The sequence below is a fragment of the Tunturiibacter gelidiferens genome (genome assembly GCF_051013345.1).
GTDB lineage: Bacteria > Acidobacteriota > Terriglobia > Terriglobales > Acidobacteriaceae > Edaphobacter > Edaphobacter gelidiferens_A.
On record NZ_CP132939.1, the window covers coordinates 2,455,125 to 2,479,683 of the forward strand.

At 55.3% G+C, this 24,559-nt stretch carries 20 protein-coding genes and 2 pseudogenes; 11 read left to right on the forward strand and 11 right to left on the reverse strand.

Translation table 11 applies throughout. The annotated features are described in order from the left end of the window. Positions 1-527: 527 nt before the first annotated feature. From RBB80_RS12085 to RBB80_RS12115, 7 genes are all read left to right on the forward strand, one after another. On the forward strand, positions 528-1,910 hold the full coding sequence (locus RBB80_RS12085) for a hypothetical protein (protein WP_433968405.1): 1,383 nt from the start codon (positions 528-530) through the stop codon (positions 1,908-1,910). Continuing rightward, positions 1,850-2,791, forward strand: coding sequence for a prolyl oligopeptidase family serine peptidase (locus RBB80_RS12090; protein WP_433968406.1), 942 nt, complete (start codon positions 1,850-1,852; stop codon positions 2,789-2,791). The genes RBB80_RS12085 and RBB80_RS12090 overlap by 61 nt, the downstream gene beginning before the upstream one ends. 398 nt (positions 2,792-3,189) lie before the next feature. After that, a complete protein-coding gene (locus RBB80_RS12095) occupies positions 3,190-6,021 on the forward strand; it encodes a UPF0182 family membrane protein (protein WP_433968408.1) in 2,832 nt (943 codons plus the stop codon). Positions 6,022-6,517: 496 nt separating this feature from the next. Continuing rightward, positions 6,518-7,570 (forward strand): IS110 family transposase, encoded by a 1,053-nt coding sequence (locus RBB80_RS12100; RefSeq protein WP_433968409.1) that lies wholly within the window; start codon positions 6,518-6,520, stop codon positions 7,568-7,570. Positions 7,571-8,110: 540 nt separating this feature from the next. Next, positions 8,111-8,809, forward strand: coding sequence for an IS30 family transposase (locus RBB80_RS12105; RefSeq protein WP_433968411.1), 699 nt, complete (start codon positions 8,111-8,113; stop codon positions 8,807-8,809). Between the two features lie 308 nt (positions 8,810-9,117). Continuing rightward, positions 9,118-10,560 carry a GMC family oxidoreductase gene (locus tag RBB80_RS12110; protein ID WP_433968412.1) on the forward strand — a complete coding sequence of 481 codons (1,443 nt, stop codon included), beginning with the start codon at positions 9,118-9,120 and terminating at the stop codon, positions 10,558-10,560. A gap of 601 nt (positions 10,561-11,161) precedes the next feature. Next, positions 11,162-12,721: a DUF4082 domain-containing protein gene (locus tag RBB80_RS12115; RefSeq protein WP_433968413.1), complete on the forward strand. Its 1,560-nt coding sequence runs from the start codon at positions 11,162-11,164 to the stop codon at positions 12,719-12,721. A 261-nt stretch (positions 12,722-12,982) separates the two neighbouring features. On the opposite strand, the gene RBB80_RS12120 is transcribed toward RBB80_RS12115, so the two are convergent. Continuing rightward, positions 12,983-14,404: a sigma 54-interacting transcriptional regulator gene (locus RBB80_RS12120; protein WP_433968414.1), complete on the reverse strand. Its 1,422-nt coding sequence runs from the start codon at positions 14,402-14,404 to the stop codon at positions 12,983-12,985. A gap of 609 nt (positions 14,405-15,013) precedes the next feature. Next, complete coding sequence (locus tag RBB80_RS12125) at positions 15,014-15,244, reverse strand: hypothetical protein (RefSeq protein ID WP_433970156.1); 231 nt, start codon at positions 15,242-15,244, stop codon at positions 15,014-15,016. Between RBB80_RS12125 and lhgO the strand changes: the two are divergent. Further along, positions 15,161-16,331, forward strand: a pseudogene (lhgO, locus tag RBB80_RS12130) (L-2-hydroxyglutarate oxidase). The gene RBB80_RS12125 and the pseudogene lhgO sit on opposite strands and share 84 nt — an antisense overlap. Before the next feature lie 183 nt (positions 16,332-16,514). On the opposite strand, the gene RBB80_RS12135 reads toward lhgO, so the two are convergent. The 3 genes from RBB80_RS12135 to RBB80_RS12145 all read right to left on the reverse strand — a co-directional run bounded on the left by RBB80_RS12135 (position 16,515) and on the right by RBB80_RS12145 (position 17,376). After that, complete coding sequence (locus RBB80_RS12135) at positions 16,515-16,658, reverse strand: transposase (RefSeq protein ID WP_433969632.1); 144 nt, start codon at positions 16,656-16,658, stop codon at positions 16,515-16,517. A gap of 205 nt (positions 16,659-16,863) precedes the next feature. Further along, entirely contained in the window at positions 16,864-17,013 is a 150-nt protein-coding gene (locus tag RBB80_RS12140; protein WP_433968416.1) for a hypothetical protein, read from the reverse strand. A 102-nt stretch (positions 17,014-17,115) separates the two neighbouring features. Then, positions 17,116-17,376, reverse strand: coding sequence for a helix-turn-helix domain-containing protein (locus RBB80_RS12145; RefSeq protein ID WP_433968417.1), 261 nt, complete (start codon positions 17,374-17,376; stop codon positions 17,116-17,118). Positions 17,377-17,448: 72 nt separating this feature from the next. On the opposite strand from RBB80_RS12145, the gene tnpB (RBB80_RS12150) reads away from it, so the two are divergent. The 3 genes from tnpB (RBB80_RS12150) to RBB80_RS12160 are packed head-to-tail and all read left to right on the forward strand — an operon-like array spanning position 17,449 to position 18,437. Further along, complete coding sequence (tnpB, locus tag RBB80_RS12150; protein ID WP_433968418.1) at positions 17,449-18,051, forward strand: IS66 family insertion sequence element accessory protein TnpB; 603 nt, start codon at positions 17,449-17,451, stop codon at positions 18,049-18,051. Further along, positions 18,035-18,130 carry an IS66 family insertion sequence element accessory protein TnpB gene (tnpB, locus tag RBB80_RS12155; RefSeq protein WP_433969634.1) on the forward strand — a complete coding sequence of 32 codons (96 nt, stop codon included), beginning with the start codon at positions 18,035-18,037 and terminating at the stop codon, positions 18,128-18,130. Before tnpB (RBB80_RS12150) ends, tnpB (RBB80_RS12155) begins: the two co-directional genes overlap by 17 nt. A gap of 43 nt (positions 18,131-18,173) precedes the next feature. After that, positions 18,174-18,437, forward strand: coding sequence for a transposase domain-containing protein (locus tag RBB80_RS12160; RefSeq protein WP_433968419.1), 264 nt, complete (start codon positions 18,174-18,176; stop codon positions 18,435-18,437). A 397-nt stretch (positions 18,438-18,834) separates the two neighbouring features. Here the strand turns inward: RBB80_RS12160 and RBB80_RS12165 are convergent, their stop codons facing one another. The 6 genes and pseudogenes from RBB80_RS12165 to RBB80_RS12190 form a co-directional block, all read right to left on the reverse strand. Next, positions 18,835-19,995, reverse strand: a complete 1,161-nt coding sequence (locus RBB80_RS12165) for a DegT/DnrJ/EryC1/StrS family aminotransferase (protein ID WP_433968420.1) — start codon at positions 19,993-19,995, stop codon at positions 18,835-18,837. After that, positions 19,940-21,010 (reverse strand): NAD-dependent epimerase/dehydratase family protein, encoded by a 1,071-nt coding sequence (locus RBB80_RS12170; protein WP_433968421.1) that lies wholly within the window; start codon positions 21,008-21,010, stop codon positions 19,940-19,942. Before RBB80_RS12170 ends, RBB80_RS12165 begins: the two co-directional genes overlap by 56 nt. Before the next feature lie 109 nt (positions 21,011-21,119). Beyond that, a complete protein-coding gene (locus RBB80_RS12175) occupies positions 21,120-21,809 on the reverse strand; it encodes an acyltransferase (RefSeq protein WP_433968422.1) in 690 nt (229 codons plus the stop codon). Beyond that, positions 21,799-22,903 (reverse strand): annotated as a pseudogene (locus RBB80_RS12180) (DegT/DnrJ/EryC1/StrS family aminotransferase). Before RBB80_RS12180 ends, RBB80_RS12175 begins: the two are co-directional and overlap by 11 nt. Beyond that, positions 22,900-23,466 (reverse strand): acyltransferase, encoded by a 567-nt coding sequence (locus tag RBB80_RS12185; protein ID WP_433968423.1) that lies wholly within the window; start codon positions 23,464-23,466, stop codon positions 22,900-22,902. The pseudogene RBB80_RS12180 and the gene RBB80_RS12185 overlap by 4 nt, the downstream one beginning before the upstream one ends. A gap of 2 nt (positions 23,467-23,468) precedes the next feature. Further along, on the reverse strand, positions 23,469-24,512 hold the full coding sequence (locus RBB80_RS12190; RefSeq protein ID WP_433968424.1) for a Gfo/Idh/MocA family protein: 1,044 nt from the start codon (positions 24,510-24,512) through the stop codon (positions 23,469-23,471). Positions 24,513-24,559: the final 47 nt, after the last annotated feature.

Here is a 24,559-nt window from a genome sequence, read left to right on the forward strand (position 1 = left end):
CACGGTGTGGCGGCATAACACTGGCTCTTCCTGACTTTTGGTGAAGATGACCGAGCAATCGCTAAAAAGGCGCAAACTTCAAAGCCCGTCGCCAGAGCTGTAAGTCTGCGACCTTATAAGGCGTCTGAAATCAGCAACAGATTAGCGGGTTTGCGAGCAAATGAGCAGTATCACCAAATGTGCGGAAGAGCCATAACACTGTATCAAGTGGCAGAATTGATTGTAATCAGCACATGGGATCGTGCTTTGCGAACCCGGGAGTTTGTACGTGATTCGATCACTCAAGGGCGGCTATCGTCACCGATCGTCAAAACCACTCACGAGCTTGGAAACGAGACTCTCCAAGCAACGACAGTATGAAACAAAGGAACCACCTCATACTCGCATTGCTTGTCCGGTGCGGCTTTCGACAAGCAGATCGTCGTCCGACATAATTTTTCGGGATAGACCCCCAGGCGGGAAGCTTGCTTTACAAGTTCTTACTTTAAATTTTTAGAACGAAGACTTCTGAGGCTTACACTTTCCCCATGCTCAGGACCTTCGATTCGCCTATCCGGCCCCGCCGGCTGACCTCACTGTTGTCCGCTGGCATCCTCTTCCTTACCCTCCACGCAGTGGCGCAGACTCCCAGGTCCATCGCAGCTCCACCAGTAGCGCAGGTCCGGCCGGTCACGGATATCTACTTCGGCCAGCAGGTCATTGATCCCTATCGCTATCTGGAAGATCAGAAGTCGCCGGAGGTCGTCGCCTTCATGAGGGGCCAGGCCGACTATACCCGAGCGGTGCTCGACAGCATCCCCGGCCGGCAGGCGTTTGCGGGCGAGATGTCCCGCTACATGAACGCCGAAGAGGCTGCCATTACCGACGTCAAGGTCGCAGGCCCTTACCTTTTCTATCGCAAGCGCAAGCGGGATGAAAATCAGGCTAGTCTCTATGTCCGTACGGCTTCGGGCGGTCCCGAGCACATGCTTCTCGACCTGCCGAGGCTCTCGACCGCCACGTCCCACGTATCGCTCGACGACTACACGCCCTCCGACGACGGCAAGTTCGTCACTGCCGATCTATCCTCGGGCGGATCCGAAGAGAAGACCGCCCATATTTACGAGACGGCGACCGGACGCGAACTGCCCGAAACCTTCGAACGCTGCGAAGGTGCAGTCTTTTCCGCCGACGATAAAAGCCTCTTCTACCTTCAGTTGGAGAAGCTTGCCCCCAATGCTCCGCCTACCGACAAGTACCGCAAGCCGATGGTTCATCAGCATATTCTGGGCACGCCGGTAGCGCAGGATACAGTCGTCCTGGGCCGGGGTATCTCGCCCGACATCGAAGTCCCGGAGTTCTCCTTCCCGATCGCGCTCACGGTGCCGGGATCGAAGTTCGCGTTGGTGATCGTAACTCCGGGAGTCGATCCCGACAGCTCGATTTACGTTGGGCCGCCCTCTGCCCTCACGACCCATACAGGGTGGCAGAAGGTCGCCGACTTCTCCGACAAGGTGACCGACGAGGCGCTCCACGGGGATGACCTTTACCTCGTCAGCTTTGACGGCACCCTTAATGGCAAGATCCTGCGCGTAGATGCGGCTCATCCCGACCTCAAGGCGGCGGAGGTCGTACTCCCGGCAAGCGACCTGGTTCTCTCCGGCGGGTTCATCGGCACGAACGTGCTTCACGCGGCCTCGGACGCGCTCTACATCCAGTGCCTGCAGAACGGTATTGGCCGTGTGCTCCGTCTGCCGTATGGCCCCACTCCAAGCCGACCACCCTCCCGCTGCCTGCCGCCGAACACGCCAACGCTGTCGCGACCGCGCTCTCCGTTTCCGGGGCGGTCATTGACCTCACCAGTTGGACGATGCCCGGCGACGGCTTCCGCTACGATTCCAGGACCGCCTCGCTCACTGCCCTGCACCTGAAGGTCCCGAATGCTGTCGACCCCACTGACCTCGTCTCTGAAGAGGTCACGATCAGGGGCCTGGACGGCACCCCGCTTCCGCTCTCCATTGTCTATAGGAAGGGTCTGGTTCGTGACGGCACGGCACCCACGGCGCTGATCGGCTATGGCGCCTACGGAGACGCATTCACGCCCGCCTTCAGCCGACGTTACATGGCCTGGCTGGAGCGTGGCGGCGTGCTCGCGATCGCCCACGTGCGTGGTGGCGGCGAACTCGGCGAAGGCTGGCACCTCGCCGGCAAAAAGCTCACCAAGCCAAACACCTGGCGCGATTTCATCGCTTCTGCCCAATACCTTATCGACGCGAAATACACCTCAACTCCACACCTCGGCATCTGGAGCCAGTCCGCGGGCGGAATCCTGATCGGCCGCTCCATCACCGAGCGCCCTGACCTCTTCGCCGCCGCTGTAGACGGCGTGCCTAGCTCCGACACGCTACGTGAGGAGACTAGCGCAACCGGCCCGGCCAACATTCCTGAGTTCGGCACAGTCAAGGATCCAGACGGCTTCAAGGGCCTTTTCGAGATGGCCGCGTATGAGCACGTGGTTCCAGGTACCAAGTATCCCGCCACGCTAGTCACTGCGGGCGCTAACGATCCCCGAGTCGATCCTTGGGAGGGTGCCAAAATGGCCTCGCGCCTGCAAGCCGCCAATGCTGGACCCAACCCCATCCTCTTCCGTGTGAATTACGACGCGGGCCACGGTATCACCGATACCATCGCCCAACAGCTCTCGGACTGGACCGACATATTCACCTTTTTCCTGTGGAACTTCGGGAACCCCGATTTTCAACCCGCTGTCCTCGCTCGCTCCACTAAGGCTGCCGCATACACCGCCCAGTAAACGCCCGCTCTCCACGGTGTCTTGGTTGCGTCGCGGCCACGCCGCCGCAACCAAGGCCACTTCAAGCAAGCCCTAAATGAGCGCTCTTGTCTTGTGCCCGAATCATGGGCAACCCGCACCTTACCCGTCGTTGGCCGTTCGGGCGCGTAACGGAAGGGTTGCCGACGATCAACCCGTAACGCAGAAGGGCTCGTAAGGCAGCTGAACGAGTGACTCGGGTGTGTTATCGCCAACTGATTCACAATTTAAGGATTGCTTTTTTTCGTGAGGTTTATCTGTGTCAGCGACGAGTAGAGTCTCTCGCTGGAAGTGACAGAAGTTCTATGAACATTATGGACAGGAAGGTTTTGCGAGCGGGCTCGCACCTGTAAGAAGCCTACAATCAGAATGTTTGTCCAATGACGATCGAGTACGGGGGAAAATTGCCGGATTTCATAGATTCACCGCAGCATCGAAGTTCAATATGGGGTCGTCGCGGGATCATTTTCCTGGCTGCTTTAGCTTTAGGCGTCCTCCTTTGTGGACGGATCGGATTGTCGTATTGGGTTGACCTTCTCTGGTTCCAGTCGCTTGGATACGGCGAGGTGTTCTGGAAATCGCTAGGGCTGCAGATCGCGGACTTCGTGTTTTTTGCTGGGACCACCTTCCTGATTCTGTACGGTGCGTTTTCGGCCATTCGACGGTCTCATGAAGCCGATCTGCCGAGGGCTCACGCAATCGTCATCGCAGGAGAACCGATAAGCCTGTCAGTCCAGCCAGTCCTCCGCGTCATCTCCTTTTGCGTCTCCATTGTCATTGCGTGTGTGACCGGCTTGGGGTTGATGGCAGACTGGCCGACACTGGCGCTGTTCTGGTATGCACCGCATGCGACGGGCAGCGTTGCTGATCCAATCTTTGGTGAGCAGCTGAATTTCTTTCTCTTCACCTTGCCTGCGTGGCAGCTCGTCAATAACTGGCTCCTCACGCTGGCAATTGCGATCTGTGCCGTCGCTGTACTGTTCCTCATCATTACGAGTGGTGCCCGCTCCCTTGCCAAGCGACAGATTACCTATGCCCCGTCACCGTGGCGTGGACTTTCGATTACGGTCGCATTCCTTCTGCTTGTCCTCGCTATGAACGTGTATGTGGACCGGTTCCAGCTCTTGCTTGAACATCACACGATCTTTGACGGCATTAGTTACACCGACGCACACGTAACGATCTATGGCCTTCTCATTGTCTGCGCTGCTCTTGTACTCGGTGCGGTTATCTCAGCCTACAACGCCATTCGGCATTCACGCGGACGATGGATTGTGGCTGCGATCCTTCCCGCCGTAGTCTGCTATGGCGTACTGGGGATAGTCGGCTGGTACGTTGGCAGCTTCATCGTCAAGCCCAACGAGCTCGTTCGGGAAGAACCTTTTATCGCCCACAACATTGAGATGACCCGGCAGGCTTACGGACTCAATCGCTTCGCAGAGCGCGAGTTTCCCGCAGAGACAACGGTCGAAGCAGCTGACCCGGCGAACAACCAGCCCACTCTTCAGAACATCCGGCTATGGGACTGGCATGCCTTGCAGGATACGCTGCGTCAGGTCCAGGAGATCCGCACCTACTACGACTTTCCTGACATCGACATCGATCGTTACAAGCTCGATGGCACGACGCGCCAGGTGATGCTTGCGGCGCGAGAACTAAACGTCGAAAAGCTCCCGGTAAGTAGTCGTAACTGGATCAACGAGAAGCTGATCTACACCCACGGTTACGGAGTGACGATGAATCCGGTCAATGGGTTCACGGCGGAAGGTTTGCCGACACTATTGTTGAGCAACATGCCCGTCCAGAGCACGGTGCGCGGTCTGAACGTAACGCGCCCCGAGATCTATTTTGGCGAACTGACCGACACCGACGTGTACGTCAAGACGAGGCAGCAGGAGTTTGATTATCCGCAAGGCCAGAACAACAATCTCACGTCCTATCAAGGCACCGGCGGCATCGCGCTGGGCGGGTTCTTGCGGCGCGTCATCCTGGCGATCGACCGCGGCGATCTTGGGAAGTTGCCGTTCAGTGACGACGTCAATTCGCAGAGCCGGCTCCTGATGCGGCGCAACATCCGCGAACGCGTGGCGGCAGTAGCTCCGTTCCTTACCTTCGATCAGGACCCCTATATGGTGGTCGGCGACGATGGCCGGCTTTCCTGGATCATTGATGCGTTTACCGTCTCGAACAACTATCCGTATTCGACCCACTACAACCTCGGCGATAGCGCGGTCAACTACATGCGAAACAGCGTCAAGGTGGTTGTGGATGGGTACAACGGGGCTACGACGCTCTACGTCTTCGACTCTGAAGACCCTATCCTGGCTACTTATCGCAACATCTTTCCGAGTCTTTTCAAAGACGCCTCAGCGATGCCGACAGACCTGCGCAGGCATGTACGCTACCCCGAAGCACTGTTCAAAGTGCAATCGGAAGTCTATGGCCTTTACCACATGACGAACCCGGCGGTCTTCTTCAATCGCGAGGACCTCTGGACGGTTGCGACGGAGTCCGTGACCGACAGTAACGGTCAACAGACGACTCACATGATGCAGCCGAACTATGTACTGATGAAGCTGCCGGGAGGCACTGGCGAAGAATTCGTAGAGATTCTGCCCTTCACGCCTGCCAATCGGAATAACCTGATCGGGTGGATTGCCGCCCGATGCGACGGCCCAGACTATGGAACAGCGGTAGTTTACGACTTCCCTAAGACAAAACTCATCGATGGTCCGCAGCAGATCGAGGCCCGCATCGATCAGAATGCGCAGCTCTCAGGACAATTGACGCTGTGGAATCAACAAGGCTCCCACGTGCTGCGCGGAAGCCTGCTGGTCATTCCGACTGGACGAGCGCTCTTGTATGCGGAGCCAATCTACCTTCAGGCTCAGCAAAGCCCCATGCCGGAGTTGCGGCTGGTCGTGCTCGCGCTGCAGGACAAGCTTGCATACGGCACTACGTTCCAGGCAGCACTGAGGTCTCTTTTTGGTGGAGAAGTTTCGTCGCTGAACCCGAGCGAGATAGCACAAGCCGTGCTTGCACCCCAGGGGACGGCCCAACCTTCGACAGATATCAACGTACTCATCTCTGAGGCTGCCAAAGACTTTGCCGATTACCAGCGCCTAACGGCCGCGGGCAAGCTTGGCGAAGCTGGGCTGAAGCTCGATGCGCTCAAAGGTGTAATCGACAGACTCAATGCGCATGGGAAGTAGATTCGCTCTTACCGTGGAGCTTGTGGATCGCGAGACTATCGTCTTGGCAGGTCGTTGCCCGCAACATAACGTCAAAGTCGTTAACTGAAGTGAATTAATGTGGAAATCTTATTCCTTCTGTATGCGTTTAACGGTGGACTAAGGGAAAGTGAAGATCCAGCTCAAATAAAAACAGGGAACACGCGATCGGCGTTCCGGGCGGTTGCCGGGCAATCCGGACATTACCGCCAAGGATGTCTCTGCGTCGCACAGGCTGTCATCAAACAGCGCAACTCGATAGAAGTTCGCAATCACCAGATTTGAAACCGCCCCCGGCGCCGCGGACTTTACGTAACACCCGGTCGCACTTATCGTTCCTGCTGCTCGTCGGCGTTCACCGCGAACGCTGACGCTGGCCGAGCGGGAAGACATCTCACGAGGGATTGCTAATGGGATGGTCCGCCGCCATTACCCAGCAAGCAGTTGGGATATAAGAGGCACACGGAGGAGGCGTCCCATGGAACTACACACGATTGGCATTGACCTCGGCAAGACGGTATTTCATCTTGTTGGCCTTAACCTGCGCGGCGAGGTTGTGGTGCGCAAGAAGTTTTCCCGCAAGCAACTACTGCACTTCACCGCGAACCTACGAGTGGAACGAATCGGCATGGAAGCCTGCGGTGGTTCCCATTTTCTAGGCCGCGCCTTACGAGAGCAGGGGCATGAAGTTCGGCTAATCCCGGCGCAGTATGTGAAGCCGTACGTGAAGACGAACAAGAGCGACTATATCGATGCCGAGGCGATTGCCGAGGCAGTGGGTCGACCCAGGATGCGGTTCGTGCCGATCAAGACCGATGATCAGTTGGATCTTCAGTCCCTGCATCGGGTGCGGGAGCGATGGGTGATGCGTCGCACGGCAGTCGTCAATCAGATTCGCGGCTTGCTGCTGGAACGCGGGATCACGGTGCGGAAGGGACGGTGCCATCTGGATGCCATGTTGCCAGGACTCCTGGAAGACGCCTCGATGAAGCTGTCGGGCTCAGTGCGGTTGCTGTTGGCTCAACTGAAGCTGGAATTGGATCAGTTAGCTATACGGCTGGAAGAGGCCGAGGTGCTGGTTGAGAAGACTGCGCAGGAGAGCGAAGTCTGCCGACGTCTCGATGCGATTCCCGGTATCGGCCCGCTTACAGCAACGGCGCTCATCGCAGCCATTGGCAACGGGGCAGCTTTTCGCAAGGGTCGTGAGTTCGCAGCCTGGGTTGGATTAGTTCCGCGCGAGCACTCAACTGGCGGCAAGCAAAAGCTACTCGGTATTAGCAAGCGCGGGAACTCCTATTTGCGACGGTTGTTTGTACAAGGGGCACGAGCAGTCCTGCAGTTTCGAGACAAGCAGTCTCCTGGCCTGAGTGCGTGGTTGGCACAGCTTACTTCGCGCACTCACTACAACGTCGCAGGTGTCGCTTTGGCGAACAAGCTGGCGCGCATGGCGTGGGCCGTGCTTGCGAAGGGCGAAGTCTATCGGCCTCCTTTGCTTGCCGGCAGCGGTTCAGCTCCTCTGGCCTGCAGATGACGCCCGGCTAAACCTGGCTTGGAAATCGCGTATGCGATTCCCACAACCCCAGCCCAGCTACTACTACGCACTTATATTTTCCTGCCAGGTCTGCTGGCGAACAATGAGATGGCACAACGGTCGAACCCGGCGCTCTAAAAACCCGTAACCGGAAGAAGCCCTTCAAGGCTGCATTACTAATGGGGACAAGAGCGCAGCGCATTCCATCCTGGCCAGGAGCTACTGCTCCAACGAAGGCCGCATACATTTGCGCAGACCAACCTGTCACTCTCACTTTTCACTTGCGACAAGGCGGCGGACCATACATTCCGGTTCGTCGATTCGGGAGATAACAAGCGGGTTGCAACGGCCTGTGTCGACAGTGAGCCGGGAGGTGGTGCGTCACGGTGGCCGGCCACTCTATCGAGCCAGCGAAGCCGACCGTCAGGCATGGAACTCAGCTCTGCGACCCAAGGTGTGCCTTCTTGCCATCGAAGAGAAGTTGCGGACGATCGTGGCCAGTAAACTGATCCTGGACTGGTCGGCGGAACAGATTTCGAAATGGCTGAAAGTCCACTCTTCCAACAACGAGAGCCTGCGCGTGTCCCACGAAACCATCTACCGCAGCTTATTCCTCCAGGCCCGCGGAGTGCTAAAAAAGAGCTGGTTGAGCACCTCAGGTCCAAGCGGCTTATACGTCGCTCACGGCACTCGCGCGCTGCGGGACAGTATCGAGGTCAGATCGTCGATGCCATCTCTATTAGCCAAAGACCTGCGGAGGTTGAAGACCGCGCTATTCCCGGTCATTGGGAGGGGGATCTGCTCGCAGGCAGCAAAAATAGTCATATCGCAACCCTGGTGGAACGACACTCGCGTTTTACCATGCTCATCAAAGTGCCCAGCAAAGACACTACGACGGTCGTCGCCGCGCTGAGCAAGCATGTGCTTAAACTCCCTGCGACGCTGCGGCGCTCGTTGACCTGGGACCGAGGCCACGAGATGGCCAAACACAAGAGCTTCACGGTAGACACGAATGTAAAGGTCTACTTCTGTGCTCCGCAGAGCCCCTGGCAGCGCGGCACCAATGAAAATACCAACGGCCTATTAAGACAGTACTTCCCCAAGAAGACCGACTTGTCCGTCCACTCTCAAGCCGATCTCAACAAGGTAGCTCTGCGCCTCAATCAACGCCCGCGACAAACTTTGGGCTTTGAAACTCCGGCGAGTAAACTGCAAGCCAGTGTTGCATCGACCGGTTGAGCCCGCCTGAGTTCACAGGCACAACCGCGTAACTTCCGGATTGCCCGTCACCCGACCGCAATCCGCAAAGCACCGTCCCCAGCCACTATCAGCTTTCTAACACCTGACATTTGCTCTGCCTCGTCAGTTTTTTGCAACGGAGCCTTGCCCGATCCCGCGAACTCTAAAGCTTGCGGTGCGGATTCGAATAGGGAGTTCCTCTGGAGCAGATCGCATCACCGTCGCAGAAATTTCCGGATGAATTGAAACGGAACGGATAAAAGCGAACACGGGATACCGAAGCAGGCGGCAGCGACGAGGTGCCAAGCGTGATAGAAGCGGCTCGGTGGTTTGAAAACCTCGGGAGCGAGCGCGATTGGAACTTTGTGGATCAACCCAATCCACACCTCAAAGGACGTTCCATGCCGCTAGGTATGGGCAAGGTGCTTGGCGGGGGATCGAGCATCAATGTGATGGGTTGGGCACGCGGACATAAGAACGATTGGGATTTCTTCGCATCCGAGTCCGGCGAGACGGCATGGAACTATGAGTCCGTCCTCAACATCTACCGCCGGGTGGAAGACTGGCAGGGAGCACCAGACCCCACGCGTCGTGGAACCGGCGGGTTGGTTTTCGTGCAGTCCGCGCCTGACCCGAATCCAATCGCTCCGGCTATGGTGGACGCAGCGCGTTCCATCGGGATGCCAACTTTCGATAGCAACAATGGACGAATGATGGAAGGAGGCGGCGGAGCCTCTATTATCGATATGAACGTACGCGATGGAAAGCGCCTATCCGTCTTTCGAAGTTATGTCTTCCCCTACATGGACCGCCCGAACCTGACCGTGCTCACGCACGCATTGGTTACCAGGCTTACCTTAGAGGGAAAGCGAGCGACTGGTGTAGAGATCGCTTTCGACGGAAAAATCCAACGCATCACGGCTGGACTCGAGGTTGTCCTGTCGTTGGGCGCGATGCACACGCCAAAGGTGTTGATGCTTTCTGGCATTGGCGATCAGGCTGAGCTAAAACGTCTAGGCATACCGGTCGTCCAGCATCTTCCAGGTGTGGGACAGAACTTTCAGGATCATTCTGCTTTCGGCTGTGTCTGGGAGTATCAGCAACCGCTCGCTCCTCGCAACAATGGAGCTGAGGCAACGTTCTTCTGGAAGAGCAATTCTGGTCTTGACACTCCGGATTTGCAGACCTGTCAGATTGAAGTACCCGTCTGCAGTGCCGAGACAGGCGCCAAGTTTAATCCACCACCGGCTTCTTGGACAATGTATGGAAGCGTCGTGCGGCCGAAGAGTCGCGGTCAGATTCGCTTGACGGGACCCAACCCCGACGACTCTATACAGATTGAGTCCAATACGCTGTCCCACCCGGACGACCTGAAGGCCGCAGTAGCGTGCGTGGAACTTTGTCGCGAGATTGGCAATTCGGCTGCGCTTCGACCCTTCACAAAACGCGAAGTCATGCCTGGCAACCTGAGAGGAGCTGCACTGGAAGACTTCATTCGAGATGAGGCCTCCACTTACCACCATCAGACGTGTACCGCGAAGATGGGGCGCGATTCGATGTCGGTCGTAGACGGTCAACTGAAGGTCTATGGGATCGAAAATCTTCGCATTGCAGACGGCTCGATCATGCCGCGCGTGCCTACCGGCAATGCCATGGCTTCCTGCATCATCATCGGCGAACGTGCCGCGGAAACCTTGCGGAACGAGCACATGTTAGAGACATCTTCGATGTCGCGCAGCGCGAAGGTATGAGTTGCCTGTTCCGGGCCAGCTGCCTTCGTCGATAGTGGAATAAAAACTGGGGACGGGATGTAAACAGGCTAAGGCGCTCATCTGCGCCACAAGAGGTAAGCTAAGGCTCGTTGACGCAAGTAAAGATACCTTACAGTGAGCAGGTTAGAAGGCGGTTAGCGTCCGAGCCAAGCGTACCGGGAACTCTTGTAGGCATGACTGGGTTGCTATGGAAAGATAACTTTGATATAAACAGTGTTACCCATTGCTCAGCCAATTGGTAACAATTAGTAACCAATGGGTGTCATTGCAAAGCCGATTTTTGAGATGTCAATCTGCACATGTGAGGAGTGAGATGTTCGCGCTCTCCCGCTTTCGTGTAGTCTTGTCCGTCGTAAAACATGAAGTTTCTTGATCTTGTATGAAAGCTGGGGAATGAGAATCGGCGACCTAGGCAGCATCATGGTAGTTGCCAAGTAAGACAAAATCATCCCAATTGTGCCCATAAGCCCTTCCGAATCGGGCGGCGTGCAACCATACGAGTTCCCACCAACACTATCCTCACTTTCTTTTTTGCTCTGCTGTCAGAACCATACATCTTGCGTCAAATTATGAGGTAATAGTGATCCTTAGCAGATCTGTTTTTAGGCCCCTTGTTCTCTTTGTAGAGAACTCAGCACCCACCTCCCCCACCATTTCAAAGTACAATCTGCCTCACCTCCAGCCTACGGCAACTCGCTACCGGCTTGGGCTCTTCCTGCTTGCAATCTGCTCCTGCATCGCATTCGCAACGCCCGCCGGCGCACAGCTCACCATCATGAAGCCAACCTCTGTCCCTGTGACAGTCGATAGCAACGATGGTAATGCGGTCGAGGTCGGCGTCAAGTTCAGAGCAGACAGCAACGGCACAGTCACGGGACTGCGTTTCTATAAGGCAAAGACGAACGCCGGCACACACGTCGGTCATATCTGGTCCAAAGCCGGAGTGCTCCTGGGCAGCGCGACGTTTACGGGCGAAACCGCATCGGGCTGGCAGCAGGTCAACTTCGCCAATCCAATCGCGGTGACGGCAAACACCACTTATATCGCCTCGTACTTTGCGCCTTTAGGCCATTACTCCGATACCTCGAACGCCTTTGCCAGCGCGGGGATTGATGCTGCGCCTCTTCACGCTCTCGCCAACGGCGTCGACGGCGGCAATGGGGTCTACCGCTACTCGACAACCGGATTTCCCACTTCCACCTTTCAATCGACGAACTATTGGGTCGATATCGTATTTACCCCACAGACAACGACTGGGTCTCCACAGTTGACCATAGGCGGAACGGCTTTGAACTTCGGCAGTGTGGCCGTAAATTCGACTGAGACCAAGTCTGCGACGCTTACCTCGTCGGGCACCTCTCCAGTCACCATTAGCTCCGCTTCCATGACCGGCTCAGGCTTCTCACTCGTCGCGGGCAGCTTCCCGGTAACGTTAAATCCAAAACAATCGTTGACGCTTCAGCTTGAATTCAGCCCAGTCACCGCAGGAGCAGTGACCGGCCAGTTCACAATCAACAGCAACGCCGTCACTAACAGCAAAATAGTGGTCTCCATGAGCGGTACGGGCACGAGCGCCAGTCCGCAACTCACGGAAAGTGCTACCTCTTTGAGTTTCGGCGACGTGGCCGTGAATTCGGCCGTTACAAAATCAGTCACCCTTACCTCTACGGGTTCCTCTGCGGTGACGGTGAACTCGGCTGCGATCAGCGGCGCGGGCTTCTCCATCATCGGTGGCAGCTTTCCTGTGACGCTGAATACGAATCAGTCAGTGGCGGTTCAAGTTCAATTCAAACCGGCCGCAGTTGGAACGGATACAGGGAAACTTACCATTAGCAGCAACTCAACGACTGGCAGCACCTCTGTGGTGGCTCTCGGCGGAACCGCAACGTCAGGCTCTCATCAAGTTGACCTAAGCTGGAAGGCACCCGCCAGTTCACCGGATCCGGTCGCAGGCTACAACATTTACCGGATGGTAGGTTCTGGGGCTTTTCAATTGATAAACTCGTCGCGGGACACGAGCGCAAGCTACGTGGACACCGGCGTCGTCAGTGGCGCTACCTATGAGTACACCGTAAAGAGCGTCGATTCAAGTGGAATAGAAAGTGGTCCATCCAACCAGATTACGGTGACAACTCCTTAGGTCTCACAACAAGGACAACTCTATCGGTAAGCTGGCAATTTGTAGACACATATAAATTCGCCAGCCTACCGAGTTTATTTCCGTACCACCGCGACCTATTGGGTCGATGTCATATATACAAACATCTCAAGCTACGCAATCTCCGGTTCCATTACTGGAGCAGGCGGGCACGGGACTCTAAATAATCTAACTTGATGAGAAGTTCCTAACAGGCTCTAGCAGGCTTTGTTGTCTGACTGAAATTGATGTTTCGACGGCCGCCTATGCGCTCAGTCCGTGCTGCTGAATCTTGTAGAGCAGGGCGCGATAACTGATATTCAGGTTCACTGCAGCCCTTCTCCGATTCCAGCCTGAAGCCGACAGTGCGTCCTGGAGCATGCGGATCTCTGTCTCATTCTTGACTTCGTTTACCGCACCTTTCATGCCTACAGCGGCGGACGATCTGTTTAATGCGACCTCCACACGAGTATTTTTAGTGGAAGCTGTGTTGTCGGTTCGCGTCTTGGCCCGCAAGTCATTGTAGGCAGATTCTTCGTCTTGCAAAATGAGTGTACGAGTGACGAAGTTACGTAACTCGCGAAGATTCCCTGGCCAGTGGTATTCTTGGGCCGCTTCAATAATCCGGTCGGAAAAAATAAATGCCTGCCCGAGTTCCAACGCTCCCCTGTGAACCATTTGCTCCATCAGCAGAGGTATCTCTTCGCGACGTTCACGAAGCGGTGGAACAGTGATGGTCAAAGTATTGAGGCGGTAATAGAGATCTTCGCGAAAGCGTTTTTCCGCGATTGCATCTTGCATATTGATATTCGTGGCAGCCAGGACGCGGACATCCACCCGAGATGATGAGCGCGCTCCAAGACGGCAAAATGATCCATCTTGTAGGACGTGAAGGAGCTTGGCCTGCATTTGCGGGCTCATCTCGCCGATTTCGTCCAAGAGAAGGGTTCCCTTATTTGCAAGTTCAAACATACCGGGCTTGGACTTTGTTGCGCCGGTAAATGCTCCGGTCTCGTATCCGAACAGTTCGCTTTCTAACAGTTCGATGGGCAGTGCAGCGCAGTTGATATTGAGGAGCTGTTTCTCGGAGTTCGCGTGGTATTTGTGTAGCAACATAGCCACAATTTCCTTGCCAACTCCGCTTTCACCCAGGATTAATACAGGAATGTCAACGGGAGCAAGGACCCGGATGTCCCTGTAAAGCTGCATCATGGTCGGCGACGCCGCCATGAAGAACCGGTTATTGTCCAACTCTTCCATATGATACTGAGGAACTTTAGCCGAAGGGTTGACCATTGGGCTTGCGAACGCCGCCGTCTCGCCACTCGGCCGAGTAGTCAATTTTTCGATATCCTGTCTCAGGAGGGGCATTGTCAGCACTGTATTTATCTTCCACTTGTCTGCATGGCTGTTCCATGACGTATCTCCCGGCTCGGAGAGGATGCACAGTTTTTCGCTGCTGATGTTTTGCAGAAGCGCTGGGGCGAAGAGAGTGTCCTTTGATCTATTCTTCGCCGCATGTATCAGGAGGACCTTTGCCACCAATCCTCGGTGGAGAAGTTGGAGCGCCTCCAGAGGAGAAGTGACGCAAATGGCCTTATGGCCTTCAGATTCAAGGGCACTAAGAATCAGCTTGCGTACGTCACTGTCTTCACTAATTGCTAAAATTTTCACCGTATCGACCATTGGGACTCCTCAACAACACAACAAAACCCGAATGAAAGCCATGGCCTTCCAGCGAAGCGGAAGATAAGACGATGTTGACCGACATTGGTCAGCATCCGCTCTACATATCCGCGACTGTGATAAGACAATAACTTTATAGGAGCCCGGGAACCCTTTGCAGAAACCCACCTGCCGTAGTCAGTTTGCAACAGAAAATATTGCAAAAAATAGTGCTAAATTCATTCCAATTCTTTCAGGTAGTAACTTGGTTGAGTTACCTAGCTTGACTGAAAGCCAAGTCCAAACCCTGCTCCATGCTTCCTGAAGTGCACGGAATCTATCGCCACCCCGCAAAAGTGTCAAGCAAAATAATAGGAAGATGTCTTCACATACTTTGCATTATTTTGCTACCCCACTCAAGTTGTTGAGGGGAAAAAGGCAGCTGCGCTCTTGCACACAAATAATTTACTCAAGGTGACACGAAAATGATAAATATTGGCAAGAATAGGCAAATATGTGGTTGGTTACAAACTCACATTTAGGTAACTTTACGGACCGTGAGGGTCGGAAGGAGCAATATCGACCTCGGGCGCAGTTGGAAATCCATGTTGACCCATCCTCGAACACGCCCTATGCTGATTGGTAAGAAATTCCCAGCACCGCTTGGCTATTATGGTCGGCAAGCGCAGGCATTTCAACAATGACCTGGAGCACGGTTAGAAAATCGCCATCTCTTCTCAGTTGAACGTCGCAATTATCGGTGCCGGTATTGTCGGCTTGGCAACAGGCCTTGAGCTCACCAGCCGTTTTCCCGGAATTTCCTTGGCCGTCATTGAGAAAGAATCTGTAGTTGCAGGCCATCAGTCAAGCCATAACAGTGGAGTCATCCACTCCGGGATCTATTACAAGCCAGGAAGTTTAAAGGCTAAGCTTTGCGTAGAGGGCGCGGAAGCTCTCCTGCGCTTTTGTCAGGAAAGCGCAGTGCCTTACGATATCTGCGGCAAAGTGATCGTCGCTACGTCGGAGCGCGAACTGCCACGACTCGACGAGTTGTACAGGCGCGGGAACGAGAATGGATTGAAAGGGTTGCGAATGCTGACCGCCACAGAGATCCGTGAATTTGAACCCTATGCCACCGGCATTCGCGGGATTCGTGTACCGAGCACGGGCATAGTTGACTATGCCAAGGTGGCTAAGAAGTATGCAGAGCGGATTACTAGTCGTGGGGGCAATTCACCTGTCGCATGAAGTTACTGCGCTAGTGCGCTCATTTGGCTATACAGTTGTTGAGACAACACGTGGTCCCATTCAGGCAAAATTGGTTATAAACTGCGCCGGTCTTCAGAGTGATCGCGTCAGCCGCATGGCCAATGCGAAGCTCGATCTGACGATCGTGCCTTTTCGCGGCGAGTACTACGAGATGGTACCAGCCAAGCGCCACTATCTGAAGGGAGTGCTTTACCCTGTGCCTGACCCAGAGTTTCCATTCCTTGGAGTGCACTTCACGAGGCGTATAGGGGGAGGGATTGAGGCGGGCCCAAACGCCGTGCTGGCTATGAAGCGCGAAGGTTACCTGAAGAATTCATTTGATTTCGGTGACGTATTCGAATACGCTACGTTTCCTGGCTTCTGGACCATGGCTGCAAAGCATTGGCGGATGTCCTTGGGCGAGTATCATCGCTCCTGGAGCAAAGCGGCTTTTGTTCGAGCGCTACAACGTCTCATGCCGGCGCTGGCGGTAGAGGACTTGGTTCCCGCAGCCTCTGGTGTTCGAGCCCAGGCCCTGGGTATCACTGGAAAACTTATCGACGACTTCCACTTTGTTTATACGGATGGCATGGTTCATGTGTGTAACGTGCCGTCACCCGCGGCGACCGCGTCGCTCGCTATCGGCAAGTACATCGTGGATACCCTCGTCCAGCACTACGGAGCCCATCCGGTGCACTGAACTAGTGGGCAGTCAGAGTGAATTCATTACTACGAAATGCGGTGTGTGAGGGATCGGCATACTTTCAGCGGATGGCTTGGCGTTAGCGAATAGGGCGTTAATGTAGCGGCGCAGTTTCCTTGCCAGGTCGCTCACGGAGGTAAAGACACCGCGAGCGATCACATCCCGCTCGATTCTGGCGAATCAGATTTCGACCTGGTTGAGCCATGAGGAGTAAGTGGGTGTGAAGTGAAAGCGGACCAGCGGGTTCGGCTCCAGGAACACGGGAACCGCCTGTGTCTTGTGAGCCGATGGGTTATCGAGGATGATGTGAATCTTGTGGCGGATGGGCGGGAAGAAATGACTTCCCGAAGAAAGCCCAGGAAGTCGGCGCTAGTGTGCCGTTTGCTGTCATGCCGGTTACTTTGCCGGACTTTACATCCAGCGCGGCATAGAGGGAAGCGTGACGTGACGGTAGTACTCGAAACCGTGCGTTCGGCGCGTCCCGGCGAGACTGGATCGAGTCGATCCAGCGCCTGAATGGCTGTCTTTTTCATCGACGCAGAAACACAGCAGCATGTTGGGGCGGGCGAAGATAGAGTCTGATGTCGGCTGCCTTGCGCTCAAACTCCGGATCATTGGTGGCCATATAGCGTTCCAGCCGGTGCGCCTTCAGGCCAGCCTCTTTCCAGACGCGATGCACGGCGTCCTTACTGACATCCAGCGCCGCCGCCAGTTTGCAGCAACTCCAGTGCGTGGAGCCATCGATCGGCTTCCTTCCAGAGGCGGCCCCGCAGAGCAGATGTCAGCACGCTTGCGGCCTGTCCGGATGGAATGTGTCTAGACCATCGAGCCCGCGTTGAAGAAAGCGCCGCTTCCAACGAATGATCGTCGGTGCGGTCGTCTGCAATCGCTGACTAATGGTGCCGAAGGACGCGCCCTCGGCCAGCAGGAGAATCAGTTTGGCGCGAAAAACATATCCCGCGGGCAAAGAACGAGACTGAGCTATGGCTCGTAGTTCTAAACGCTGATCATCGCTGAGCACGAGTTCGCTGATAGTCGCCATACCAACTTAGAAGCAAACACGTCCTGTCTTGGCCGCGTGTGCATTGTTTTGTTTGGTGATGATGATGTTTGGATGGTTGACGTTGAGTTGAGCGGAGGGTTGGGGTTAGGACCTCGTAGGCGTCGCAGTGCGGCTGAGCGTCGCCGGGTCGTGGAGGAGACGTTGGAGGCGGGTGCTTCGGTAGCTCGTGTTGCACTGAAGTACGGCGTCAACGCGAACCAGGTGTTTCAGTCGCGGCGTTTGTATCGGGACGGCAAGCTCGGAGCAACTCCTGAGAGTAGGGTGAAGTTGCTTCCGGTCAGCGGAACTGATGACGAAGAGCTTCTGAGGCCTGAGCCGACCGATGTGGCTCCGTCGAGTTCCGGCGGATTCACATTGAGCTTCCCGGTGAAGTTCGGATCAGCCTTGAAGGCAGCGTTGATGCTGCGATCGTTCGTGCTGTGCTCAAGAGCTGCGCTCGTGATCGCTCTTCCGGCAGGGACGAGGATCTGGATCGCGGCTGAGGTGACGGACATGCGGCGCGGCTTCCACGGGCTTAGCGCCCAGGTGCAGACGGTGCTCGAACGGCAGCCACTATCGGGCCACGTCTTCGTCTTTCGAGGCAGACGTGGCGATATTTTGAAGGTCCTCTGGTTCGATGGCGATGGGTTAGTGTCTGCTGGCCAAGCGGCTTGAGCGAGGACGCTTCGTATGGCCGCAGGCGGCGAGTGGAACGGTCTCGCTGAGCCGTGCACAGCTCTCGATTGCTGCTTGAGGGGATCGACTGGAGAGCGCCCATCAGGACCTCGGAACCGGTGATGAGTCAGCATAAGAGATACACCGCAACGCTCACGTCACGGGCCAGCGAGATCGAGCGCCTGGTGCTCTTGATCGAGAAGTTGCAGCGCATGCTCTTCGGGACGAAGAGCGAGAAGGTCCTCCGCCAGATCAAGCAGCTCGAGTTGCAACCGGAAAACATGCAGGCCGCCAGCGCTATCGAAGAGGCGCAAGCCGTCTCTCAGCGGGGCGCCCGGTGGCCGCGAAGCCTTCCGCCGTCCACTGCCCGAACGTCTTCCGCGTGAAGTCCACACCCAGCTCCCGTGCTGGAGTATGTTCGGGCCTGCTTCAAGGTCATCCGACATGTGCGCCCGAAGCTGAGTTACGATGCCTGCGACAGCATCGTGCAGGCAAGAGGTCGTTCGCCGATACCTTGAGCCTCTGGTGGAACCTAAGTTTCATCAAGACTCGTATGGGTATCGTCCAGGTCGTTCAGCGATTGATGCAATCCGAGTCGCACGTCAGCGGTGTTGGCGCTCCGACTGCGCTGTCGGAGTGAACGCAAGCTGCCATCCCATCGAGCCAGCGGCGGGCGGCAAGGCTGATTCCGATCAAGCGGATGACCTTGCGCTACACGCATCATCGCGATCCGCAGGAGGCCTTGCGAGTTCGTCTGCGAGACTTGGCCGAGAACCGTGTGCACTACGGTTCCCGGCGGCTGACGGTCCGACTCAAGCGCGAGGGCGCTTGGAGCGCTTCGATAATATAGTCCTGATCTGACTCGGTCATCTGATGGAAGAGTGGAAGAATAAGACCTGTATCGGTGGCCACGTTGGTTTGTGGCAGGCTGTGGTCCCAACGCTCTGATCGGTAGGGCAGTTCACGATGGGTAGCCATGATTGCGCGTCTTGTTGAGATATTCTTCTGGAGCAACTCCTGCATAATCGCGTCGCGCTTCGCTGCGAAGTCTCCGACCAGACGTACCATGTAGGACTGGTAGTTGTGGCGGCAGTTAAGCGGAACCATGGGTGTCTGTAGCCAAGGAAGGTTCTGAAGAGCTTTAGTGTAACGCGCTGCCAAGTAGCGCCGACGCCTCAAGAAATTGCCCAGACGACCAAGTTGTGTAATGCCTATCGCCGCCTGCATATCAGTCATGCGAAAGTTGAAACCTACCTCGTCATAGGTCTCAGAGCTGGTCTGCTTTGCATTGTGGCGGACTACATCCGACAGGCTCATGGCGTGTTGTCTGAGACGGCGAAGTCGCTCCGCAAGCTTGGCATCGCTCGTGGTGATCATACCGCCCTCGCCGGTGGTCAATATTTTCCTCGGGTGAAAGCTGAAGCACGCCATCGTGCCAAGCGGCTTGCCAATCAGCTTTCCGTCGTACTCGGAGCCGATGGCGCACGCAGCATCCTCGATCACGGTCAGACCGTGCTTAGCTGCCACCGCCAGAAGCTCGTTCATTTCTGCCGGGAGTCCAATCTGATGCACTATCAGGATAGCTTTGGTGCGTGGTGAGATGGCCTCTTCGAGCCGGGTAGGATCGAGATTGTAAGTTGCCAGATCGATGTCACCGAAAATCGGGGTTGCTCCCGTGTAGGCGATCGAATTTGCTGTAGCGATAAATGAAAGGCTCGGGCAGATGACCTCGTCGCCTGGCCCGATCCCGCTGGACGATAGCGCCAAGTGGAGAGCCGCAGTGCAGGAAGAAACAGCGACCGAATGATCGCAGCCGATATAGTCCGAGAACTTCTCTTCGAACTCGGCGACGCGAGGTCCCTGCGTCACCCAGCCCGAGCGTAGTACATCAATAACTGCTCGCTCTTCCTCGACGCCAATGCACGGGCGAGCGACGGGAATCATTGCCGTAACAGGAGTAGAGAGAACACTCATTTTGCACCCCACCTACAGTGGTAAGTTCCGATTTGGTTTGGTCACGCCACTGTATTAGTGATTTCAGGCCGGTTTCAAGGTCCACATGCGCCCTGAAGCCCAGCATCTTCTCAGCCTTCTGGGTGGTTGCGCGACGCGCCTGGACGTTGTTTACTTTCCGCGCCGCGTGGTATTCGGGTTTGAGATCTGATCCAGTAACCTTTAGCAGCAGGTGGCAGAGTTCATTCAAAGTCGTCTGGACCCCCATTCCGACGTTAAAAACCTCATCGGTGACATCGGCTACCAGGCCCGCAACGTTGGCACGCGCGACGTCTTCCACGTATACGAAATCCATAGACTGCGAGCCGTCCCCAAAGATCTTTGGCGATTCCCCGGTCTCAATAGCATCCATCCAACGGATCAACACTTCAGTGTAGACCCCATCAATATCCATGCGCGGTCCATAGATATTGAAGTAGCGAAACGCAACGTAAGGGAGCTTGAACATCTCGTAATAGGCGCGAAGTATTTGCTCGTTGGCGATCTTGCCAGCTCCATAGAGGGTCCGGTTGTTAAATGGGTGGTTTTCGTCCATTGGGAGATAGGAAGGATCTCCGTAGACGGAAGCGGAGGAGGCTGCCACGATCTTTTTGACTTTGTGGCGAACCGCGCTTTCAAGGACATTTGAGGCGCCATCGATCAAAACCTGAATGGCTTCGCGCGGCGCTTCGGCGCATCGAGTAATGCGCAGTGCAGCCTGGTGAAAAACATAGTCGACGCCTTCCACCGCGCTATCCACCGTATCAGCGTCGCGAATATCACCTTCGACGATGACGACATTACCCTTTTTCTTTGCGCTCTCCAGGTTCCGCAGGTTGCCGCGGATAAAATTGTCTAGTACACGTACTTCAGCTGCCCCAGCGTCTAATAGCTGGTCGGCGGTGGTGCTCCCCACAAATCCTGCCCCGCCTGTAATAAGTATCTTTGTCCCTTGAACAGAATTCATCCAATCCTCTCTTGCCGGTGTCCGGCTAATTGCTGTTGGCCTTATATCAATTGGCCGCTTAGTACGTGTGCTCTAATCCGATGCATGTCAATAAATGCGCTGTAGGCTGCTATTTTCGATGCCGGATCACTCGCGCAGGCACTCCTGCCACGACGGCGTATTCCGAAACATCTACATTTACAACAGCACCTGCGCCAACCATGGAATGAGCTCCGACATGAACGCCTGGAAGAATTGTTGCATTGGTGCCGATATCTGCTCCGTAGCCTATCACGACGGGCTTGATGCTCAGCTCCGTTGCGATGATAGGGACGTCGATCGGGTCACCCACATGAGAAGAGCCGAGCACCTTTGCTCCGGGTCCCCATCCCACGTAGTCTTCAAGAATCAGGTTTCGGGCATCGAAGTAAGAGTGAGGGCCAATCCATACATGATCGCCGATGCGACATGTTCCGTCGAAACGTCCTTGGATCATCGACTGGGCGCCTATAAAGACAGCGTCTCCAAGTTCCATGGTTTCTGGATGTTTCACGACAACTCCAGGACCTATCTGTAGAGCATGTCCGGCTGTCCGGCACATGGCACGAAATATTACGCGCCTGAGCTGGGACTCAAAGGGCCCTTCTTCGTTTCGATATCGAGAATACAAAGCAAGGAGTTCAATCGGAGAGTGGGTTTGCTTTAGGTGTGCAGCAAAATCCCACTCCCAGATCGAATCATGCACAACCTTCTTACTTCCAAAAACGGCGGGCACCGTCCTGGATTCCAAAACGGTTTCGTGCTCACGGTCAACTGACATAACAACTCTCCCGAAGTTCGGACGCAACCCGTTCCACTGCTTCATAGTGGATGCCCGGGTACATCGGAAGCGAGAAGATACGGCTCTTCACCTTTTCCGTCACCGGGAATTCACCGTGCTTGTAACCAAGAAAGCGGTAGGCCTCTTGAAGATGCAATGGTGTCGGATAGTGTAATCCGGATTCGATGCCGGCCTCAGTCAACTGCTGGCGCAGCGCATCGCGGTTGTCGGACTGGACGACGTAGAGATGATAGACGTGGCGGCCATAGTCCATCTCGGTGGGTATCTCGATGTCGGTATCAGCGAGCGCCTTGTCATACGCTGTCGCCGCCTGGCGCCGTTGGTCATTCCAGCGGTCGAGATACTTGAGTTTCACAGAAAGGATTCCGCCTTGAATTCCTTCCATGCGCATGTTGAGCCCTGGAAAGACATGTTCGTATCTCTTTGCCGATCCGTGATCGCGCCACAAACGTATGCGTTGAGCGAGGTCGGCGTCATTGGTCGTCACGGCCCCCTTCGCCGCAGGCGCCAAGATTTTTGCCGGGATAAAAACTGAAGCATCCAGCTGCACCGAATGAACCTGCTTTACGGCCTTTGTATTCCGCGCCGTGAGCTTGACAGGCGTCCTCAACCACCGGGATACCATGACGATTTGCAATTTCCAAGATAGGGTCCATATTCGCGACCTGGCCATAAAGATCGACGGGAATGATAGCGCGTGTCTTGCTTGTGATGGCCGCTTCTATAAGTGAGGCGTCCATTGTGAAGGAGATCGGATCAATATCTATAAAGACAGGTCGTGCGCCTACTGCCGTTATAGCCTCCGCAGTCGCGATGAAGGTATGTGGAACTGTAATGACCTCATCTCCGGGACCGATGCCAAGAGATGCCAGAGCCAGATGGATCGCAGCAGTGCCGGTATTCACTGCCACGCAATATTCCGTTCCACAATAAGCCGCAAATTCCTGCTCGAATCTGTGGACCTCGGGTCCTAACACGAAAGTCGAGTTATCTAGGACGCGATCAAACACTTCACGAAGGTCGTCCTTGATCTCGCTGTGCAACGACTTCAGGTCTACAAAAGGGATCTTCATTTTTCCTCCATCTTTCTCAGAATGCGAGCAGGGTTGCCTGCAACAACAGTGTTCGCAGGAACATCACCAGTAACGACACTGCCGGCCCCGACTATGGCGAATTCTCCGATCGTAACTCCGCAAAGAATTGTGCAACTCGTACCTATCGATGCCCCGCGTTTTATTACCGTCCTGACAACCTGCCAGTCTGCTTCTGTTTGCAACTCGCCGTTTGCGTTGGTGGCGCGGGGATATTTGTCGTTGATGAACGAGACATTATGGCCGACGAAGACATCATCTTCAATCTGGACGCCTTCGCAGATGAACGTGTGGCTTGAGATTTTTACGTTTCTTCCTATTTCGGCATTCTTCTGAATCTCGACGAACGTCCCAATCTTGCTGTTATCACCAATCGAGCAGCCATAAAGATTTACAAAACCAAAGATGCGAACATCGTCGCCCAGTTTTACATCCGGAGCGATCCGGCTGAACTCGGGCAGCTGCGGAAGCGACGACAGCTCAGCTGCAATTGAGCCATCGCTGACTGACCAGGACGAATCGCGATTGAATTGAGTTTCATTCATCGTCAGGCGGCTCCTTGACTCAATCGAAGTCTTTCAGGCGCAAGATGGACAAGCTTGCCGCGCTGCTTCATGGAGAGAGAGGCGCTCTCCAGAATACGGACAACCCGCAGTCCTGCCTGGCCTCCCGTAATCGGCTCAACTCCCGTCCTGATGCACTCCGCAAAATGTTGAATCTCTACTTTGAGAGCCTCCGACACGTCCAACTGGGGAGCGAACATGTCGCCGGAGCGGTAACCCACAAGGGCCTTATAGAGCGAATCCGAAGATCCATTCACCGTGATTCCTTTGTCATAGACCTTGACTTTCTCGCTAGGCTCCATGTCGTCGTACACGATCATCTGTTTACTGCCCCCAAGCAGGGTGCGCCGAACCTTGACAGGCGATAGCCAGTTGACGTTGACGTGAGCGATAAGGTTCTCCTCGAAAAACATTGTGATATACGCCAGATTCTCGGTGCCGCCAAATACATGGTTGATTCCGGTCGCGGCGACGGCACAGGGAGCCGACGGAAGAATGTAGTCAATAATCGCAAGGTCATGGACGGCGAGGTCCCAAATAACATCGACATCACGCTGGAACAGGCCCAGGTTAATGCGCGTGGAATCGTAATAGAGGATGTCTCCCAGTTGTCCGGAATCCGCAATGGCTTTGATTTTTCGAACCGCACCTGTGTAGACGAAGGTGTGATCCACCAGAAGCGTAAGGTTGCGACGAGCGGCTTCTTCGATCAATCGAAGAGCCTGCTCAGAAGAAGACGTCATCGGCTTTTCGACCATAACGTGTTTGCCGCTCTGCAGAGCTTGTAGCGCGAGGTCGTAGTGAGTATGAACCGGTGTCGCGATCGCAATTGCGTCGATCTTCGGGTTGCTAAGTAGCTGCCGAAAGTCCGTCGTGACCTCGACTGACGGGTAACGGTTCTTCACTTGTTCAAGCCGGTCCTGACGCATGTCGCTGACCGCAACCACCTGCGTCTCTGCAACTTCAAACAAATTGCGAACCAGGTTCGGTCCCCAATATCCATAACCGATCACTCCTACGTTTATCACGCTTCCTCCCATGACTGTCCAAACTTAACCAAGGAGTGCCGTGTTGA

Coding starts and splice junctions, on each gene's coding strand:
- RBB80_RS12095 (WP_433968408.1), top strand. CDS start 3,190: ATGACGATCGAGTACGGGGGAAAATTGCCGGATTTCATAGATTCACCG.
- RBB80_RS12085 (WP_433968405.1), top strand. CDS start 528: ATGCTCAGGACCTTCGATTCGCCTATCCGGCCCCGCCGGCTGACCTCA.
- RBB80_RS12165 (WP_433968420.1), bottom strand. CDS start 19,995: ATGATTCCCGTCGCTCGCCCGTGCATTGGCGTCGAGGAAGAGCGAGCA.
- RBB80_RS12170 (WP_433968421.1), bottom strand. CDS start 21,010: ATGAATTCTGTTCAAGGGACAAAGATACTTATTACAGGCGGGGCAGGA.
- RBB80_RS12105 (WP_433968411.1), top strand. CDS start 8,111: ATGGCTGAAAGTCCACTCTTCCAACAACGAGAGCCTGCGCGTGTCCCA.
- RBB80_RS12145 (WP_433968417.1), bottom strand. CDS start 17,376: ATGGCGACTATCAGCGAACTCGTGCTCAGCGATGATCAGCGTTTAGAA.
- RBB80_RS12175 (WP_433968422.1), bottom strand. CDS start 21,809: ATGTCAGTTGACCGTGAGCACGAAACCGTTTTGGAATCCAGGACGGTG.
- tnpB (WP_433968418.1), top strand. CDS start 17,449: ATGGTTGACGTTGAGTTGAGCGGAGGGTTGGGGTTAGGACCTCGTAGG.
- RBB80_RS12160 (WP_433968419.1), top strand. CDS start 18,174: ATGAGTCAGCATAAGAGATACACCGCAACGCTCACGTCACGGGCCAGC.
- RBB80_RS12185 (WP_433968423.1), bottom strand. CDS start 23,466: ATGAATGAAACTCAATTCAATCGCGATTCGTCCTGGTCAGTCAGCGAT.
- RBB80_RS12100 (WP_433968409.1), top strand. CDS start 6,518: ATGGAACTACACACGATTGGCATTGACCTCGGCAAGACGGTATTTCAT.
- RBB80_RS12120 (WP_433968414.1), bottom strand. CDS start 14,404: ATGGTCGATACGGTGAAAATTTTAGCAATTAGTGAAGACAGTGACGTA.
- RBB80_RS12090 (WP_433968406.1), top strand. CDS start 1,850: ATGCCCGGCGACGGCTTCCGCTACGATTCCAGGACCGCCTCGCTCACT.
- RBB80_RS12125 (WP_433970156.1), bottom strand. CDS start 15,244: ATGGCCTGCAACTACAGATTCTTTCTCAATGACGGCCAAGGAAATTCC.